The 15,590-nt window shown below is 72.8% G+C and carries 11 protein-coding genes; 8 read left to right on the top strand and 3 right to left on the bottom strand.

What is annotated here, in order from left to right; translation table 11 throughout:
- Window positions 1-14: 14 nt before the first annotated feature.
- Both AB0424_RS29720 and AB0424_RS29715 read left to right on the top strand, forming a co-directional pair.
- The gene (locus AB0424_RS29720) at window positions 15-944 is read left to right on the top strand and encodes a GntR family transcriptional regulator (RefSeq protein WP_366309795.1); all 930 of its coding nucleotides are present in this window, start codon (window positions 15-17) and stop codon (window positions 942-944) included.
- Between the two features lie 82 nt (window positions 945-1,026).
- Window positions 1,027-2,709 (top strand): WD40 repeat domain-containing protein, encoded by a 1,683-nt coding sequence (locus AB0424_RS29715; protein WP_366309793.1) that lies wholly within the window; start codon window positions 1,027-1,029, stop codon window positions 2,707-2,709.
- 115 nt (window positions 2,710-2,824) lie between these two features.
- On the opposite strand, the gene AB0424_RS29710 is transcribed toward AB0424_RS29715, so the two are convergent.
- Together AB0424_RS29710 and AB0424_RS29705 are read right to left on the bottom strand one after the other, a co-directional pair.
- The gene (locus tag AB0424_RS29710) at window positions 2,825-3,613 is read right to left on the bottom strand and encodes a hypothetical protein (RefSeq protein ID WP_366309791.1); all 789 of its coding nucleotides are present in this window, start codon (window positions 3,611-3,613) and stop codon (window positions 2,825-2,827) included.
- 290 nt (window positions 3,614-3,903) lie between these two features.
- On the bottom strand, window positions 3,904-5,601 hold the full coding sequence (locus AB0424_RS29705) for a PucR family transcriptional regulator ligand-binding domain-containing protein (protein ID WP_366309789.1): 1,698 nt from the start codon (window positions 5,599-5,601) through the stop codon (window positions 3,904-3,906).
- 304 nt (window positions 5,602-5,905) lie between these two features.
- Between AB0424_RS29705 and AB0424_RS29700 the strand changes: the two genes are divergently transcribed.
- The 6 genes from AB0424_RS29700 to AB0424_RS29675 all read left to right on the top strand — a co-directional run bounded on the left by AB0424_RS29700 (window position 5,906) and on the right by AB0424_RS29675 (window position 15,178).
- Entirely contained in the window at window positions 5,906-6,796 is an 891-nt protein-coding gene (locus tag AB0424_RS29700; protein ID WP_366309787.1) for a xanthine dehydrogenase family protein subunit M, read from the top strand.
- 2 nt (window positions 6,797-6,798) lie between these two features.
- Window positions 6,799-7,386 carry a (2Fe-2S)-binding protein gene (locus AB0424_RS29695; RefSeq protein ID WP_366309785.1) on the top strand — a complete coding sequence of 196 codons (588 nt, stop codon included), beginning with the start codon at window positions 6,799-6,801 and terminating at the stop codon, window positions 7,384-7,386.
- A 2-nt stretch (window positions 7,387-7,388) separates the two neighbouring features.
- Window positions 7,389-9,776 (top strand): molybdopterin cofactor-binding domain-containing protein, encoded by a 2,388-nt coding sequence (locus AB0424_RS29690; RefSeq protein ID WP_366309783.1) that lies wholly within the window; start codon window positions 7,389-7,391, stop codon window positions 9,774-9,776.
- Between the two features lie 297 nt (window positions 9,777-10,073).
- On the top strand, window positions 10,074-11,546 hold the full coding sequence (locus AB0424_RS29685) for an NCS2 family permease (protein WP_366309781.1): 1,473 nt from the start codon (window positions 10,074-10,076) through the stop codon (window positions 11,544-11,546).
- Window positions 11,547-11,587: 41 nt separating this feature from the next.
- Window positions 11,588-12,724: an XdhC/CoxI family protein gene (locus AB0424_RS29680; RefSeq protein ID WP_366309779.1), complete on the top strand. Its 1,137-nt coding sequence runs from the start codon at window positions 11,588-11,590 to the stop codon at window positions 12,722-12,724.
- A 240-nt stretch (window positions 12,725-12,964) separates the two neighbouring features.
- Window positions 12,965-15,178 (top strand): discoidin domain-containing protein, encoded by a 2,214-nt coding sequence (locus AB0424_RS29675; RefSeq protein ID WP_366309777.1) that lies wholly within the window; start codon window positions 12,965-12,967, stop codon window positions 15,176-15,178.
- A gap of 81 nt (window positions 15,179-15,259) precedes the next feature.
- Here the strand turns inward: AB0424_RS29675 and AB0424_RS29670 are convergent.
- The coding region (locus AB0424_RS29670; protein ID WP_366309775.1) for an ROK family protein at window positions 15,260-15,590 on the bottom strand (331 nt) is incomplete at its 5' end.

Genomic DNA, 15,590 nt, shown 5'->3' with positions numbered 1-15,590 from the left:
CCAGGAGGACCCGGGTGGAGCAGGGCGCGGCGCGCGAGCGGGCGACGGACCGACCGTCCCCGCCCTCCGGCGACTCCGCACGCGTCCCGGAGCAGGGCCGCGCCCGGACCCCCGCCGCCGGCCAGGCGGCCCGCGCCGCGTACACCCGCCCGGCGGAGGACTCCCGCCCCACGGCCCGCACCCCGGGCCCCGCGCGGACCGGCGCCGCCGCGCCCGCCCGCGGCGAGCACACCCACGGCGAGGACTCGGTCCCCCGGCCCCCGCGCCCCGCGCCCCGCGTGGTGCGGCACTCCGTGCGCGGCCAGATCCTCGACGCCCTGCGCACGGCCCTCGTCGGCGGCGAACTCGTGCCCGGCGAGGTGTACTCCGCCCCCGCCCTCGGCGAGCGCTTCGGCGTCTCGGCGACGCCCGTCCGCGAGGCCATGCAGCGCCTCGCCGTCGAGGGAGCCGTCGAGGTCGTGCCCAACCGCGGCTTCCGCGTCACCGAGCGCACCCCCCGCGAACTCGCCGAACTCGCCGAGGTCCGCGCGCTCATCGAGGTCCCCGTCATGCTGCGGCTCGCCCGCACGGTGCCGGCCGCCCGCTGGAGCGAACTGCGGCCGCTCGCCGAGGCCACCGCGGCCGCCGCCGCCCGGGGAGACCGCGCCCACTACGCCGAGACCGACCGCGCCTTCCACCGCGCGGTCCTCTCCCTCGCCGGGAACGAACAGCTCCTCGCCGTCGCCGACGACCTCCACCGCCGCTCCCAGTGGCCCCTGATCAGCGCCCCCGTCCTCCGCCACGGCGACCTCGTCGCCGACGCCGCCGAGCACACCGCCCTCCTCGACGCCCTCGTCGCCCAGGACCTCACGGTCGTCCGGTCGCTCGTGCGCGAGCACTTCGCGGGGTCGGACGGCCTGACGCCTCCCAGGGCCCCTTCCGGCAGCCTCCTCGATCCGGCCTGATCGACAAGGCTCCACCGGCCGCCGGGGCGACTAAAGTCGGGGGCGTCAGCACGCCCGTACCGTGTCGCCCGTGAGGTGCCCCATGCCGTCCGCGACCCCGTCCCCGGCATGGGACGGACGCCGACCCGCCATCGGCACGGAAGCCGAGGCGGCGGCGCTGCTCGGCTGGCTCACGGATCCCGAGGCGCCCCGGCTCTGCGTGGTGACGGGCGAGCGGGGGAGCGGCAAGACCGCGCTGCTCGGCTGGTTCGCCGCGTACGGCCCCAGGGCCGGGCGGCCGCGCCGCCGCACCGCACGCGTCCTGGTGCCGCTGGCCGGACAGAGCGTGCTGGGAGCGGCGTGGACGATAGCCGACCGGCTCGGGGTGGTGGCCAAGTCCCCCGGAGACCTCGTCGACGCCCTCGCGACGAGCGAGGCGCGGCCCGCGGGCCGCGCCGTGCTCCTCCTGACCGATCTCCACGCCGCGGCGGAACCGGCCGGGATCACCCGGCTGATCGGCGAGCTGGCGGGGGTGGGACGGATCCGCCTCGTGGTCGAGGCCCGCAGCGGCAGCCCGGCCCCGGGCCAGCTCCGCGCCGAACGCCGCGTGACGGTCGTGGACCTCGACGGCGACCCCGCGCCCGGCGGCCGGGCGCCCGCCGAGCCCCCCGCCCGGCCGGAGCCCGACCTCTCCGACCCGGTGGCGGTCTGCGTGGCCGATCCGGTCCTCGTCACCACGGCGTACGTCACCGGCGCCGCCCCCGCCGGCGTGCCCGGCACGCTCGACGGCCCCGAGGCCCCCGCGCATCCCGGCGAGGCCGGCGCCGACGACCACGGCGGCCTGCGCGCCGCCTGGATGCGGGCCGGACAGTCGCTCTGCCGCGCACAGGACCCCTCGGAGAGGGCCCTGGTGCTCCTCGCCGCCCTCGGCGACGGGGCCGACCCCCGCCTCCGCCCGGCGCTGGCCGACCTCGTCCGGCGCACGCCCTGGCGCCTCCGGTGGGCCCGCCACCGCGGCGATCTGACGCCGCCCTGGCCCGGCCCGGTCACCGTCCTCGGCTCGGCCGGCGGACCGCTGGAGGGCACGCTGCTGGTCGGCGACCGCACCGGCGCCGTACGGCTCCTCCACGAGGCCGACGCGAGTCCCGGCGGGCGCCTCGCGCACACCGTCCCCGGCCGGGTGACCGCGCTGGCGCCCGCGCCCGACGGGACGGTGCTGCTCCTGGACGACCGGGGCCGGCTCCACGTCGTCCGCGGCACGACGCCGCGCCCGCCCTACCTGGAGCGCCTCACGGAGGCCGTCTCGGCGACCCTGGCCCGGCACCCCGGCACGGCCCTCGCGGCGATCGCGGGCTCCGTGGTGGTGGGGGACCGGCTCGGCTCCGTGCACGCCTTCGGCCTCACCGGACTGCACCAGGCGGCCTCGCACAGCGGCCGGGTCACGGCGGTCTCGGCGGTCGACTCCGAGACGCCGTTCGTCTGCTCCGGCGGCGCGGACGGTACGGTGCGGCTCTGGACCCCGGGCCGCGACCCGCGCCCCGAACCGCTCGCCGAGCGTCCGTCCCCGGTCGTCTCCCTGCACGCGACGGAGACCCCGTACGGCCCCCTGGTCGCCGCCGCCTGGGCCGACGGCCTCGTCGAGCTGCACCGCCCCGAGGGAGGCCGGACGCTCTCCTTCCGTCCCGGCCCGCCGATCCGCGCGGTCGCGGTCACCGGAGCGGGGTCGCTGGTCGTCGGAACCGACGAGAGCCTGATCTGCCTCGTACCCGCCGACCGGAACGCGTAGCCCCGTGCTGCGTCCTGACCTCTCGGTCGGACGCGGCACGGGACCGGTTCCCCGCTTCCCCGCTTCCCCGTCAGAATGTTGACGATCCGTCAGGGGCGGCCAATGGCGGCGGACTTCAGGTCGCCGGTCGAGGCATCAGCTGGGCCGAGAGCCAGGTGGGGACCCCGCCCAGGAGGTGGAAGAGGCGGCGGGCCTCGGCGCGCAGCCGGCCGGCCTCCGGCTCCGTCTCGGTGTCGGCCAGGGCGGTGAGCGCCGGGGCCGTGCCGACCAGATAGCCCAGTTCCTCGCGGATCCGCAGCGACTCGGCGAAGCCGTGTCGCGCCTCCGCCAACTCCCCTTCGCGTAAAGCCAGTCCGGCGAGGTGACGCCAGGTGAAGGAGAGCAGGAGCGAGTCCCCCAGGGCGGTCGCGCCGGCATGTGCCCTGCTGTACGCGGCGCGGGCCGCCTGGGGTGAGTCGCCCAGGTTCTGCGCGATCAGCCCGCGCCGGAAGTCGAGCAGGGGCCGGCCCTGGGCGTCGGGGGCGATCAGCGCCGCCGCCCGGCCCAGCGCCATCCGCGCCTCGTCCGCTCGGTCGCGCACCCCCAACAGGGTTGAGGCGTAGGCGAGATAACCGCGTTCACAGGCCGCGGCCCCGCGTTCCTCGTCGGTCCGGGCGACCGCCTCGGCGGCCCGGAGCGCGTCCTCGGCGTCGGCCCAGCCCTGTTCGGTGTAGAGGCAGCGTTCGATCAGCAGCGCCGCCCGTTCGAGTGCGGCGGCGGGTTCGGCCGCGTGCGGCGCGAGCAGCGCGGCCGCGTCCGTCCAGCAGCCACGGGAGCGGAGCCGCCATATGGCGGTCTCCACGGGTGTCTCCTTGCCATAGGCGAGGGACGGATCTTCGCCACCCCTTGATTCGGAACCAGACATGGCGGTATCCGCCACATTGCCCTCCCCGAGCGCGCCATTGAGCTGTTGAGTAGACCCGCATCTCAGCACATGGGCAGCACCTGGCATAGGGGTCAGGTGAAAGAATTCACAAGAGTCCCCGCCGTGCGGGCGTCGCCGCCCCCGGGGCCGCGGACAGGCCGTCAGATCGCCGCCGGGCCCGGGATCGGGCCCCGGCGAGGCCCGTCGGCACACCGCGCCGACAGGCCCCCACCAGCCCGGACGTCACTCCTTCGGACTCCATCGAAAGGGTGAATCCGCACCGTGCGGAATCAGCTCATCCGCAGGGCCAGGAAGAAGTCGAGCTTGTCCTCCAGACGGGAGAGGTCGCGGCCGGTGAGCTGCTCGATGCGGCCCACCCGGTACCGCAGGGTGTTCACGTGCAGGTGCAGCCTGGTCGCGCACCGCGTCCACGAGCCGTCGCAGTCGAGGAACGCCTCCAGGGTCGGGATGAGCTCCGCCCGGTGCCGCCGGTCGTAGTCGCGCAGCGGGTCGAGCAGCCGGGCCGTGAACGCGCGGCGGACGTCGTCCGGGACGAACGGCAGCAGCAGCACGTGCGAGGCCAGCTCGTGGTGGCCGGCCGCGCAGACCCGGCCCGGGCGGGCGGCGGCGACCCGACGGGCGTGCCGGGCCTCCTCCAGGGCCCCCCGGAGCCCCTCCGCCGAGTGCACGGCCGCGCTGACGCCCAGCGTGAGGCGCCCGTCGTCCGCGAGACCGGCCGAGAGCGGGGTCCGCACGGCGGCGAGCAGGGCGTCCGCGTGCAGGCCCAGCGCGGTCGCCGGGCCCTCGTCCTCGCTGTCCGGGAGCGGCCCCGCCGCCAGCGGGACCAGGGCGATGGCCTCGTCGCCGCTGTGCGCGACGGCGATCCGGTCGGCGGACTCGGCGCCCACGGTCGCCGGGTCGACGAGGATCTCCTCCAGGAGCGCCTGGGCGACCGGCCCGGTCTCCACCGCGGCGCCCTGACCGGCCTCCTGCTCCCACTCCACGCGGGCGACGACCACCTGCCAGTGCGGGGCGGTGCCGAGCCCGGGCAGCAGCACCGGGGCGGCGACCCGCAGGCGGGCCGCGATCTCGGCCGGCGCCGCGCCCGTCTGCACCAGTTCGAGGACCTCCTGGGCCAGCCGGCGGCGCACCGTGCGGGCCGCGTCGCGCCGGTCCCGCTCGACGGCGATCAGCTGCGTGACGCCCTGGAGCAGGTCCAGCCGGGCGGCCGGCCACTCCCCGGCGTCCGCCTCGACGGCGAGCAGCCAGTCCGACAGCACCGTCTCGCGCACGTCCCGGGAGGCCGGGGCGGCGCCGCGGCCGCTGTTGCGGATCGGGAAGAGCGAGTACGTCGAACCGGCCGTGTTCAGCCGGTGCGGGCCCCGCCGGCCCGTCCGGGTGGCGGCCAGGTGCTCCCCGGCCAGCGTGGCGGCCAGACCGCCCTCCAGGGGCTCTCCGGCGCCCGCGATCTGGCGCCCGGTGGGGGAGAGCACCCAGGCCCGCAGATCGAGGTCCGAGCCGAGCAGGTCGAGGACGACCTCGGGGCCGCCGCCCGCCGGGCCGGAGGTCATCAGCCGGCGGTGCCGGTCCACGACGGCCGCCAGGTCGCCCGCCCGCTCGCCGGAGACCTGTCGAACAACGTGCTCGGTGATCGTCGCGAACGCAACGGACTCGTTGACCGCGAAGAGCGGCAGCCGATGGCGTGAACACGCCGCTACGAGATCGTCCGGGATGTCGCCCAGCTCGGCCTCGCCGGCCGCCAGGGCGGCCACTCCGGCGGCGGCCAGGATCCGGACGAAGGGCTCGGCGTCGGCCGGGTCGTTCCGCCAGGCGAGGCCGGTGAGGACCAGCTCGCCGCCCGAGAGGTACCGGCTGGGATCCTTGAGGTCCGTCGTCATCACACCGCGGACGGTGCGGTCGAGCTCGTCCTCGCCGCCGAGCAGCCGCAGGCCCAGCGCGTCGTTCTCCAGCAGTGCGCGCAGCCGCATCGTGTCGCCGCCGTTCTTTGGTTCGGGGATGGTGAAGTGTCGCGTTGTCGACGGTGGGGTGGTGCCACCGTTTCCAGGGGAAAACAGCGAGGTTTCCGTTCCCCGCCTTTCGTTCGAATCTACAAGACGACGAAGGGCACCAGCCAACTCCTTCATGTTTTCGGTGACTGCACTGGGGCGATCGTGGCTTGTGTACTAGGCCACACACCGCGTGAACAGCACATGAACACGATGTCGAGGGCCGGCCGTCCCCCCGGACCCACCAGTTCGACCCCCGAACCAGAATCACTAGAAGAGAGCCACCATGGACTTCCTTCGCCCCGCCAGCTGGGAGGAGGCGCTCGCCGCCAAGGCCGAGCACCCCACGGCCGTGCCCATTGCGGGTGGCACCGACGTCATGGTCGAGATCAATTTCGACCACCGCCGGCCCGAGTACCTCCTGGACCTGAACCGTATCGAGCTGCTGCGCGACTGGGAGGTCGGCGAGGAGAACGTCCGGCTCGGCGCCTCCGTTCCGTACACCCGCATCATGGAGAACCTGCGGACCGAGCTGCCGGGTCTGGCGCTCGCCTCCCACACGGTCGCCTCCCCGCAGATCCGCAACCGCGGCGGCGTCGGGGGCAACCTCGGCACCGCCTCGCCCGCCGGTGACGCCCACCCCGCCCTGCTCGCCGCGGGCGCCGAGGTCGAGGTCGAGTCCGTGCGAGGCAGCCGGTTCATCCCGATCGACGCGTTCTACACGGGCGTGAAGCGCAACGCGCTGCAGCCCGACGAGCTCATCAAGACCGTCCACGTGAAGAAGGCGGACGGCCCCCAGCAGTACTCCAAGGTCGGCACCCGCAACGCGATGGTCATCGCGGTCTGCGCCTTCGGCCTGGCCCTCCACCCGGAGACCCGCACCGTCCGCACCGGCATCGGCTCCGCCGCGCCGACCCCGATCCGCGCCAAGGAAGCCGAGAACTTCCTCAACGCGGCTCTGGAGGAGGGCGGCTTCTGGGACAACGGCAAGATCATCACCCCGTCGATCGCGAAGCAGTTCGCCGACCTCTGCTCGGGCGCCGCCAACCCGATCGACGACGTCCGCGGCACCGCCAAGTACCGCCGCCACGCCGTCGGCATCATGGCCCGCCGCCAGCTGGGCTGGACCTGGGAGCAGTACCGCGGCACCGGCCGCACGCTTGAGGGAGCTGCATAACCATGCGCGTCAATTTCACGGTCAACGGTCGTCCGCAGGAAGCCGACGACGTCTGGGAGGGCGAGTCCCTCCTCTACGTCCTGCGTGAGCGCCTGGGTCTGCCCGGCTCCAAGAACGCCTGCGAGCAGGGCGAGTGCGGCTCCTGCACGGTCCGCCTCGACGGCGTGCCGGTCTGCTCCTGTCTCGTCGCCGCCGGCCAGGCGGAGGGCCGCGACATCGTCACGGTCGAAGGTCTCGCCGACTTCGCCAAGGAGCGCGCGGAGCACTCCGGTTGCGCCACCGGCGCCTGCGGCACCTCGCTGGACGCCGCCAAGAAGTGGCAGGCCAAGCCGGGCCAGGACTCCCAGACCGGCGAGGGTGTCGAACTCTCCCCGATCCAGCAGGCGTTCATCGACGCAGGCGCCGTGCAGTGCGGCTTCTGCACCCCCGGCCTGCTCGTCGCGGCCGACGAGATGCTGGAGCGCAACCCGTCCCCGACGGACGCGGACATCCGCGAGGCGCTCTCCGGCAACCTCTGCCGCTGCACCGGTTACGAGAAGATCCTCGACGCGGTCCGCCTCGCGGCCGCCCGTCAGGGAGAGGCGGTCTGATCATGGCTGGAACCACCACGGGCATCCCCCGCGACGTCACCCAGAACCACGTCAAGGGCGGCATCGGCGAGTCCACCCTCCGCCCCGACGGCACCCTCAAGGTCACCGGCGAGTTCGCCTACTCCTCGGACATGTGGCACGAGGACATGCTCTGGGGCCAGGTCCTGCGCTCCACCGTCGCGCACGCCGAGATCGTGTCCATCGACACCTCCGAGGCCCTCGCCATGGACGGCGTCTACGCCGTCATGACGCACGAGGACCTGCCCGCCGCGAAGAACTACGGCATGGAGTTCCAGGACACCCCGGTCCTCGCCTACGGCAAGGTCCGTCACCACGGTGAGCCGGTCGCCCTCGTGGCCGCCGACCACCCGGAGACCGCCCGCCGCGCCGCGGCCAAGATCCGGATCGAGTACCGGGAGCTCCCGGTGATCACGGACGAGGCGTCGGCCACCGCCCCGGACGCGATCCTGGTCCACGAGGGCCGCGACGACCACCACTCCGGTCACGTCCCGCACCCCAACATCGTGCACCGCCAGCCCATCATCCGCGGCAACGCCGACGAGGCCGCCAAGCGCGCCGACGTCATCGTCAAGGGCGAGTACACCTTCGGCATGCAGGACCAGGCATTCCTCGGCCCCGAGTCCGGCCTCGCCGTACCGGCCGAGGACGGCGGCGTGGACCTGTACGTCGCCACCCAGTGGCTGCACTCGGACCTCAAGCAGATCGCCCCCTGCCTCGGCCTGCCCGAGGAGAAGATCCGCATGACGATGGCCGGCGTCGGCGGCGCGTTCGGCGGCCGCGAGGACATCTCGATGCAGATCCTCGCCTCGCTGCTCGCCCTGCGCACCGACAAGCCGGTCAAGATGGTCTACAACCGGTACGAGTCCTTCTTCGGGCACGTCCACCGGCACCCGGCGAAGCTCTACTACGAGCACGGCGCCACCAAGGACGGCAAGCTCACGCACATGAAGTGCAAGATCGTGCTGGACGGAGGCGCCTACGCGTCCTCCACGGCATCGGTCGTCGGCAACGCCTCCTCCCTCTCGGTCGGCCCGTACGTCATCGACGACGTCGAGATCGAGGCGATCGGCCTCTACACCAACAACCCGCCCTGCGGCGCCATGCGCGGCTTCGGCGCGGTCCAGGCGTGCTTCGCCTACGAGGCGCAGATGGACAAGCTCGCGGCCAAGCTGGGCATGGACCCGGTCGAGCTGCGGCAGCTGAACGCCATGGAGCAGGGCACGATCATGCCGACCGGCCAGGTCGTGGACTCCCCGGCGCCCGTCGCCGAGCTGCTCCGCATGGTCAAGGCCCGCCCGATGCCGCCGGAGCGCCAGTGGGAGACCGCCGGCGAGGGCGCGGACGTCCGCGCGCTGCCGGGCGGCCTGTCCAACACCTCGCACGGCGAGGGAGTGGTCCGGGGCGTCGGCTACGCCGTCGGCATCAAGAACGTCGGCTTCTCCGAGGGCTTCGACGACTACTCGACCGCCAAGATCCGCCTTGAGGTCATCAACGGCGAGCCGGTCGCGCTGGTCCACACCGCCATGGCGGAGGTCGGCCAGGGCGGTGTCACGATCCACGCGCAGATCGCCCGCACCGAGCTCGGCGTCCAGCAGGTCACCATCCACCCCGCCGACACCCAGGTGGGTTCGGCCGGTTCGACCTCCGCGGGCCGTCAGACGTACATGACCGGCGGCGCCATCAAGAACTCCTGCGGGATCGTCCGCGAGAAGGTCCTGGAGATCGGCCGGCGCAAGTTCGGCTCGTACCACCCGGCGTGGGCCAACGCCGAACTCCTCCTGGAGGGCGGCAAGGTCGTCACGGACAACGGCGAGGCCCTCGCGAGCATCGCGGACGTCCTGGAGGACCAGGCCGTGGAGGTCGAGGAGGAGTGGCGGCACCGTCCGACCCAAGCCTTCGACCTCGTCACCGGCCAGGGCAATGGACACGTCCAGTACGCCTTCGCCGCGCACCGCGCGGTGGTGGAGGTCGACACCGAGCTCGGCCTGGTCAAGGTCATCGAACTGGCCTGCGCCCAGGACGTCGGCAAGGCGCTCAACCCGCTCTCCGTGATCGGCCAGATCCAGGGTGGCACCACCCAGGGCCTGGGCGTCGCGGTGATGGAGGAGATCATCGTCGACCCGAAGACCGCGAAGGTGCGCAACCCCTCCTTCACGGACTACCTGATCCCGACCATCCTCGACACGCCGACCATCCCGGTCGACTACCTCGAGCTGGCCGACCCCAACGCGCCGTACGGCGTCCGGGGCATCGGAGAGGCCCCGACCCTGTCGTCCACCCCGGCCGTCCTCGCGGCGATCCGGGCGGCGACGGGCCTGGAGCTCAACAAGACGCCGGTCCGCCCCGAGGCGCTCACCGGCACGCTGTAGGACTCTCCGGGCGGTCCGTGCCTCCAGGGAACGTCACACCTCCCCGCCCGTACCGCCCGGAGTATTTCCCCCCCGCAGTACCAGCAACACCAGTGGTAACCGCAGTACCAGCGACACCCGTAGCACCGCAGTACCGGCAGTACCGGCAGTACCCGCAGTAGCGATTCATCCCGTTCGTCTCGGGCCGTCCCCCGGGTCGTGCAGCCCACGCAGCATCCCAAATCCCGCAGCTTCACCAGATCAGAAGCCCTTCGAAGTCTGACGCGGGTGCCCCTTTGAACCTTGGGAGTAGGCCCCATGACCCAGTCGTCCGTGGAGCCCAAGACCGCATCGGAGGACGCGGGCTCCGGCTCCAACGTCCCCGCCGGCCGTTCTTGGCTCGACCGGTACTTTCACATCTCGGAGAGAGGATCCACCGTCGCGACGGAGATCCGCGGCGGCGTCACCACCTTCATGGCGATGGCGTACATTCTCCTGCTCAACCCGATCCTCCTCGGCGGCCCCGACGTCGACAAGCACGTCCTCGCCTCCTCCGCCGTCATCACGGCGACCGCCTTCGCGGCCGCGGTGACGACCCTGCTCATGGGCTTCGTCGGCAAGGTGCCGCTCGTCCTCGCGGCGGGACTCAGCGTCTCCGGTGTCCTCGCGACCCAGGTCGTGCCCCAGATGACGTGGCCGCAGGCCATGGCCATGTGCGTCGTCTACGGTCTGGTGATCTGCCTCCTGGTGGTCACCGGTCTCCGCGAGATGATCATGAACGCCATCCCGCTTCCGCTGAAGCACGGCATCACCATCGGCATCGGCCTCTTCATCGCGCTGATCGGCTTCAACAAGGCCGGCTTCGTCGGCGCCGGTCCGCAGTTCGGCCCGCCCGTCACCATGGGCTCCGGCGGTGAACTCATCGGCTGGCCCGTACTGATCTTCGCGGTCACCCTGCTCGCCATCTTCGCCCTCCAGGCCCGCAAGATCCCCGGCGCGATCCTCATCGGCATCGTCGGCGGCACGATCATCTCCCTGATCGTCAACGCGGTCGCGGACGTCCCCGCCAAGGGTCCCGGCTCCTGGGCCAACGGCGCCCCGGAGCTCAAGGGCAGCGCGGTCTCCACCCCCGACTTCTCGCTCATGGGCGACGTCGACTTCGGCGGCTGGGGCGACGTCGGCTACATCACGGTCGGCGTGATCGTCTTCACCCTGGTCCTCGCCGGCTTCTTCGACGCGATGGCCACCATCATCGGCGTCGGCACCGAGGCCAACCTCGCCGACGACAAGGGCCGCATGCCCGGCCTGTCCAAGGCGCTGTTCATCGACGGCGCGGGCGGTGCGATCGGCGGCGTCTCCGGTGCCTCCGGCCAGACCGTCTTCGTGGAGTCCGCCACCGGCGTCGGCGAGGGAGCCCGTACCGGCTTCTCCTCGGTGATCACCGGCCTGTTCTTCGCGGCCTGCCTCTTCTTCACCCCGATCACCCAGATCGTGCCCCGCGAGGTCGGCTCCGCCGCCCTGGTCGTCATCGGCGCGATGATGATGATGAACGCCAAGCACGTGAACTGGGGCGACAGCTCGGTCGCCATCCCGGTCTTCCTGACCGTCGTGCTGATGCCGTTCACCTACAGCATCACCCCGGGCGTCGCGGCCGGCGTCATCGCCTTCACCGTCATCAAGGTGGCGCAGGGCAAGGCCCGCGAGGTCGGCGCGTTCATGTGGTGCCTGACCGCGATATTCATCGTGTTCTTCGCCCTTCACCCGATCGAGGGCTGGCTCGGCGTCAGCTGACGCCGGTCCGCCGCCCTCCCCACACAGCCAAGGAGACCGAAATGCTGGACATCGCCGAAGAGCTGCACCGGTGGGTCGAGCAGGGACGCGCCTTCGCCGTCGCCACCGTGGTGGCCGTCGGCGGCAGCGCGCCCCGGCAGCCGGGCGCCGCCCTCGCCGTCGACAGCGAGGGCACGGCGATCGGCTCGGTCTCCGGCGGGTGTGTGGAGGGCGCGGTCTACGACCTCTGCGTCCAGGCCCTCGAAGACGGCAGGACCGTCGTCGAGCGGTTCGGATACAGCGACGAGGACGCCTTCGCGGTCGGTCTGACCTGCGGCGGCATCATCGACATCCTCGTCACGCCGGTCCGCGGCGGGGTCTTCCCCGCCGCGGTCGCGGCCGCCGCCACGGGGAAGGCGGCGGCCCTGGCCCGTATCGTCGACGGCCCCGAGGAGCTGCGGGGCAGGGCCCTCCTGGTCCGCCCGGACGGTTCGTACGAGGGCCGGCTCGGCGGTCACCCCGAGCTGGACCGCACCGCGGCCGGCGAGGCCCGCGCGATGCTCGACGCGGGCCGTACCGGCACCGTCGGGATCGGCGAGGACGGCAGCCGCTGCGGACAGCCGCTGACGCTGCTGGTCGAGTCCTCGGTCCCGGCCCCCCGCATGATCGTCTTCGGCGCCATCGACTTCGCCGCCGCCCTCGTCCGGGTCGGGAAGTTCCTCGGCTACCACGTCACCGTGTGCGACGCGCGGCCCGTCTTCGCGACGCCGGCCCGCTTCCCCGAGGCCGACGAGATCGTCGTCGAGTGGCCCCACCGCTACCTGGAGTCCACGCAGGTGGACGGCCGTACGGTGCTCTGCGTCCTCACCCACGACGCCAAGTTCGACGTGCCGCTGCTGCACACCGCCCTCAGGATGCCCGTCGCGTACATCGGCGCCATGGGCTCCCGCCGCACGCACGAGGACCGCAACAAGCGGCTCCGCGAGGTCGGGGTGACGGAGCTCGAACTCGCCCGGCTGCGCTCGCCGATCGGGCTCGACCTCGGTGCCCGTACGCCGGAGGAGACCGCCCTGTCGATCGGCGCCGAGATCGTCGCCAACCGGCGAGGCGGCAGTGGTGTCTCCCTCACCGGGGCGCACACGCCGATCCACCACGACGGCCCCCGCGAGCCCGCCGGGCGCATAGGTTCCGTCGCCTGATCCCGTCCCGTCCCTCCCGGCCCCACCCCGCGTGTCGCGGGGGAGGGGCCGGTCCCGTTTCCCCCTCCGTTACGCCCGGAACATGTCGTCCGCACGCGTCCTGTGTTTCTCGGTACTTAATGCAGGCCAAAAGAAAAGTCTTGTCGAATGCCTTGACCCTCACCGGGCCCAACCGCAACCATCTGCTGCGGAGAGCGCGCTCCTCCTCCAACTCCCCCTCATCCCCGAGGAGATCGACCCATGCCCGCAGCCGGCACCCGTGTCGCGCCAGCCCCACCGCCGCCAGGCCCCGCGCACCACCCCGTTCCCCGCCCCGCTCCCCGCAGGGCCACCGCGGCCGCCCTGGTGACCGCACTCCTCGCGGGCCTCCTCGCCCTCGTCGCGGCGCCCCCGGCCGCGGCCGCCCCCGTCCTCCTCTCCCAGGGCAAGACCGCTACCGCCTCCAGCCAGGAGAACGGAGGCACCCCCGCCAGTGCCGCCGTCGACGGCGACCAGGGCACCCGCTGGTCCAGCGCCTTCGCCGACCCCCAGTGGATCCAGGTCGACCTGGGCGCCCCCGCCGCGCTCAGCAGGGTCGACCTCCGCTGGGAGACCGCGTACGGCAAGGCGTACCGCATCGAGCTCTCCACCGACGGCACCACCTGGACGAGCGCGTACACCACGGCGAACAGCCCCGGCGGCAACGAGTCGCTGCCCGTCACCGGCACCGCCCGCTACGTCCGCGTGTACGGCACCGCCCGGGCCACCGGGTACGGCTACTCGCTCTGGGAGTTCCAGGTGTACGGCTCCACCGACGGCGGCCCGGTCCTGCCCGGCGGCGGCGACCTCGGCCCGAACGTGCACGTCTTCGACCCGTCCACGCCCGGCATCCAGGCCAAGCTCGACGAGGTCTTCACCCAGCAGGAGTCGGCCCAGTTCGGCACCGGCCGGCACGCCTTCCTCTTCAAGCCCGGCACGTACAACGGCCTGAACGCCCAGATCGGCTTCTACACCCAGATCGCCGGTCTCGGACTGCGTCCCGACGACACCACCATCAACGGCGACGTCACCGTCGACGCCGGCTGGTTCAACGGCAACGCCACCCAGAACTTCTGGCGTGCCGCCGAGAACCTCGCCCTCAACCCGGTCAGCGGCACCGACCGCTGGGCCGTCTCACAGGCGTCCTCGTTCCGCCGCATGCACGTCAAGGGCGGGCTGAACCTCGCGCCCGACGGGTACGGCTGGGCCAGCGGCGGCTACATCGCCGACTCCAAGATCGACGGCCAGGTCGGCAACTACTCGCAGCAGCAGTGGTACACCCGCGACAGCGCCATCGGCGGCTGGTCCAACAGCGTGTGGAACCAGGTCTTCTCCGGCGTCGAGGGCGCCCCGGCGCAGGGCTTCCCCGAGCCCCGCTACACCACCCTCGACACCACGCCCGTCTCCCGTGAGAAGCCCTTCATCTACTGGGAGGGCGGCGAGTTCAAGGTCTTCGCCCCCGCCAAGCGGGTCAACGCCCGCGGCACCAGCTGGGCTTCGGGCGCCACGCAGGGACAGTCCCTCCCCCTGAGCCGCTTCTACGTGGTCAAGCCCGGCACCACCGCCGCCACCATGAACGCGGCCCTGCGCCAGGGCCTCCACCTGCTCTTCACCCCGGGCGTCTACCACGTCGACCAGCCGATCCAGGTCGACCGCGCCGACACGATCGTCCTCGGCCTCGGCCTCGCCACGATCATCCCCGACAACGGGGTCACGGCGATGAAGGTCGCCGACGTCGACGGCGTCCGCCTCGCGGGCTTCCTCATCGACGCCGGACCGGTCAACTCCCCGGTCCTGCTGGAGGTCGGCGCGCCGAACTCCGCCGCCGACCACGCCGCCAACCCGACCACCGTCCAGGACGTGTACCTCCGCGTCGGCGGTGCCGGCCCCGGCAAGGCCACCGTCGCCATGGCGGTCCACAGCGACGACACGATCGTCGACCACACCTGGGTCTGGCGCGCCGACCACGGCGAGGGCGTCGGCTGGGAGACCAACCGCTCCGACTACGGCGTGCGCGTGTACGGCGACGACGTCCTGGCCACCGGCCTGTTCGTCGAGCACTTCAACAAGTACGACGTCGAGTGGTTCGGCGACCGAGGACGCACGATCTTCTTCCAGAACGAGAAGGCGTACGACGCCCCGAACCAGGCCGCCGTCCAGGACGGGCCCTACAAGGGCTACGCCGCCTACCGCGTCGACGACTCCGTCACCACCCACGAGGGCTGGGGACTCGGCAGCTACTGCTACTACAACGTGGACCCGACGATCCGTCAGGACCACGGGTTCCGGGCCCCGGTGAAGCCCGGCGTCAAGTTCCACGACCTCCTGGTCGTCTCCCTCGGCGGCAACGGCCAGTACGAGCACGTGATCAACAACGTGGGCGCCCCGACCTCGGGCACCTCGACGGTGCCGTCCACCGTGGTCTCGTACCCCTGATCCACCCGTGGTCCCCGCCGGTGATCCGCACCGCGGCTCCCCGGTGACCCGCACCGTGTGACGGACCGGGCGGCGCGCCTCTCAGCGCGCCGTCCGGTCCCGCACGTTCGAGGCCCAGGCCGGCTGCTCGCCGACGGCCTCCCCCTCGGTCCCGGGCCGCCGTCCGCCGCGGGAGAAGAAGTCGTCCAGCGGCAGGATCGCCGCGCCGACCGTGACCGCGTCGGGCCCCAGCCTGCCCATCCCGATGCTCACCCGCGCCGCCGGATACGCGAGGGCGTACTCGGTGGCGTAGCCCTTGACGGTGTCGAGGAAGCGGCTGCCGAGCTGGAGGCCGGCCCAGCCGCCGACGAGGATGCGTTCGGGCTGGAAGAGGTTGACGAGGTCGGCGAAGCCGGCGCCGAGGTATTCGGCG

It is taken from the genome of Streptomyces sp. NPDC051180, from assembly GCF_040689545.1.
In the GTDB taxonomy this organism is placed as follows: domain Bacteria; phylum Actinomycetota; class Actinomycetes; order Streptomycetales; family Streptomycetaceae; genus Streptomyces.
The sequence above is the reverse complement of the archived record's forward strand: the minus strand, read 5'-3'. Positions and strand labels throughout refer to the sequence as shown.

Excerpts from the sequence above, each read along its gene's own strand:
- AB0424_RS29685 (WP_366309781.1), top strand. The coding sequence starts at position 10,074 with ATGACCCAGTCGTCCGTGGAGCCCAAGACCGCATCGGAGGACGCGGGC.
- AB0424_RS29705 (WP_366309789.1), bottom strand. The coding sequence starts at position 5,601 with ATGCGGCTGCGCGCACTGCTGGAGAACGACGCGCTGGGCCTGCGGCTG.
- AB0424_RS29715 (WP_366309793.1), top strand. The coding sequence starts at position 1,027 with ATGCCGTCCGCGACCCCGTCCCCGGCATGGGACGGACGCCGACCCGCC.
- AB0424_RS29675 (WP_366309777.1), top strand. The coding sequence starts at position 12,965 with ATGCCCGCAGCCGGCACCCGTGTCGCGCCAGCCCCACCGCCGCCAGGC.
- AB0424_RS29710 (WP_366309791.1), bottom strand. The coding sequence starts at position 3,613 with ATGTCTGGTTCCGAATCAAGGGGTGGCGAAGATCCGTCCCTCGCCTAT.
- AB0424_RS29695 (WP_366309785.1), top strand. The coding sequence starts at position 6,799 with ATGCGCGTCAATTTCACGGTCAACGGTCGTCCGCAGGAAGCCGACGAC.
- AB0424_RS29690 (WP_366309783.1), top strand. The coding sequence starts at position 7,389 with ATGGCTGGAACCACCACGGGCATCCCCCGCGACGTCACCCAGAACCAC.
- AB0424_RS29700 (WP_366309787.1), top strand. The coding sequence starts at position 5,906 with ATGGACTTCCTTCGCCCCGCCAGCTGGGAGGAGGCGCTCGCCGCCAAG.
- AB0424_RS29680 (WP_366309779.1), top strand. The coding sequence starts at position 11,588 with ATGCTGGACATCGCCGAAGAGCTGCACCGGTGGGTCGAGCAGGGACGC.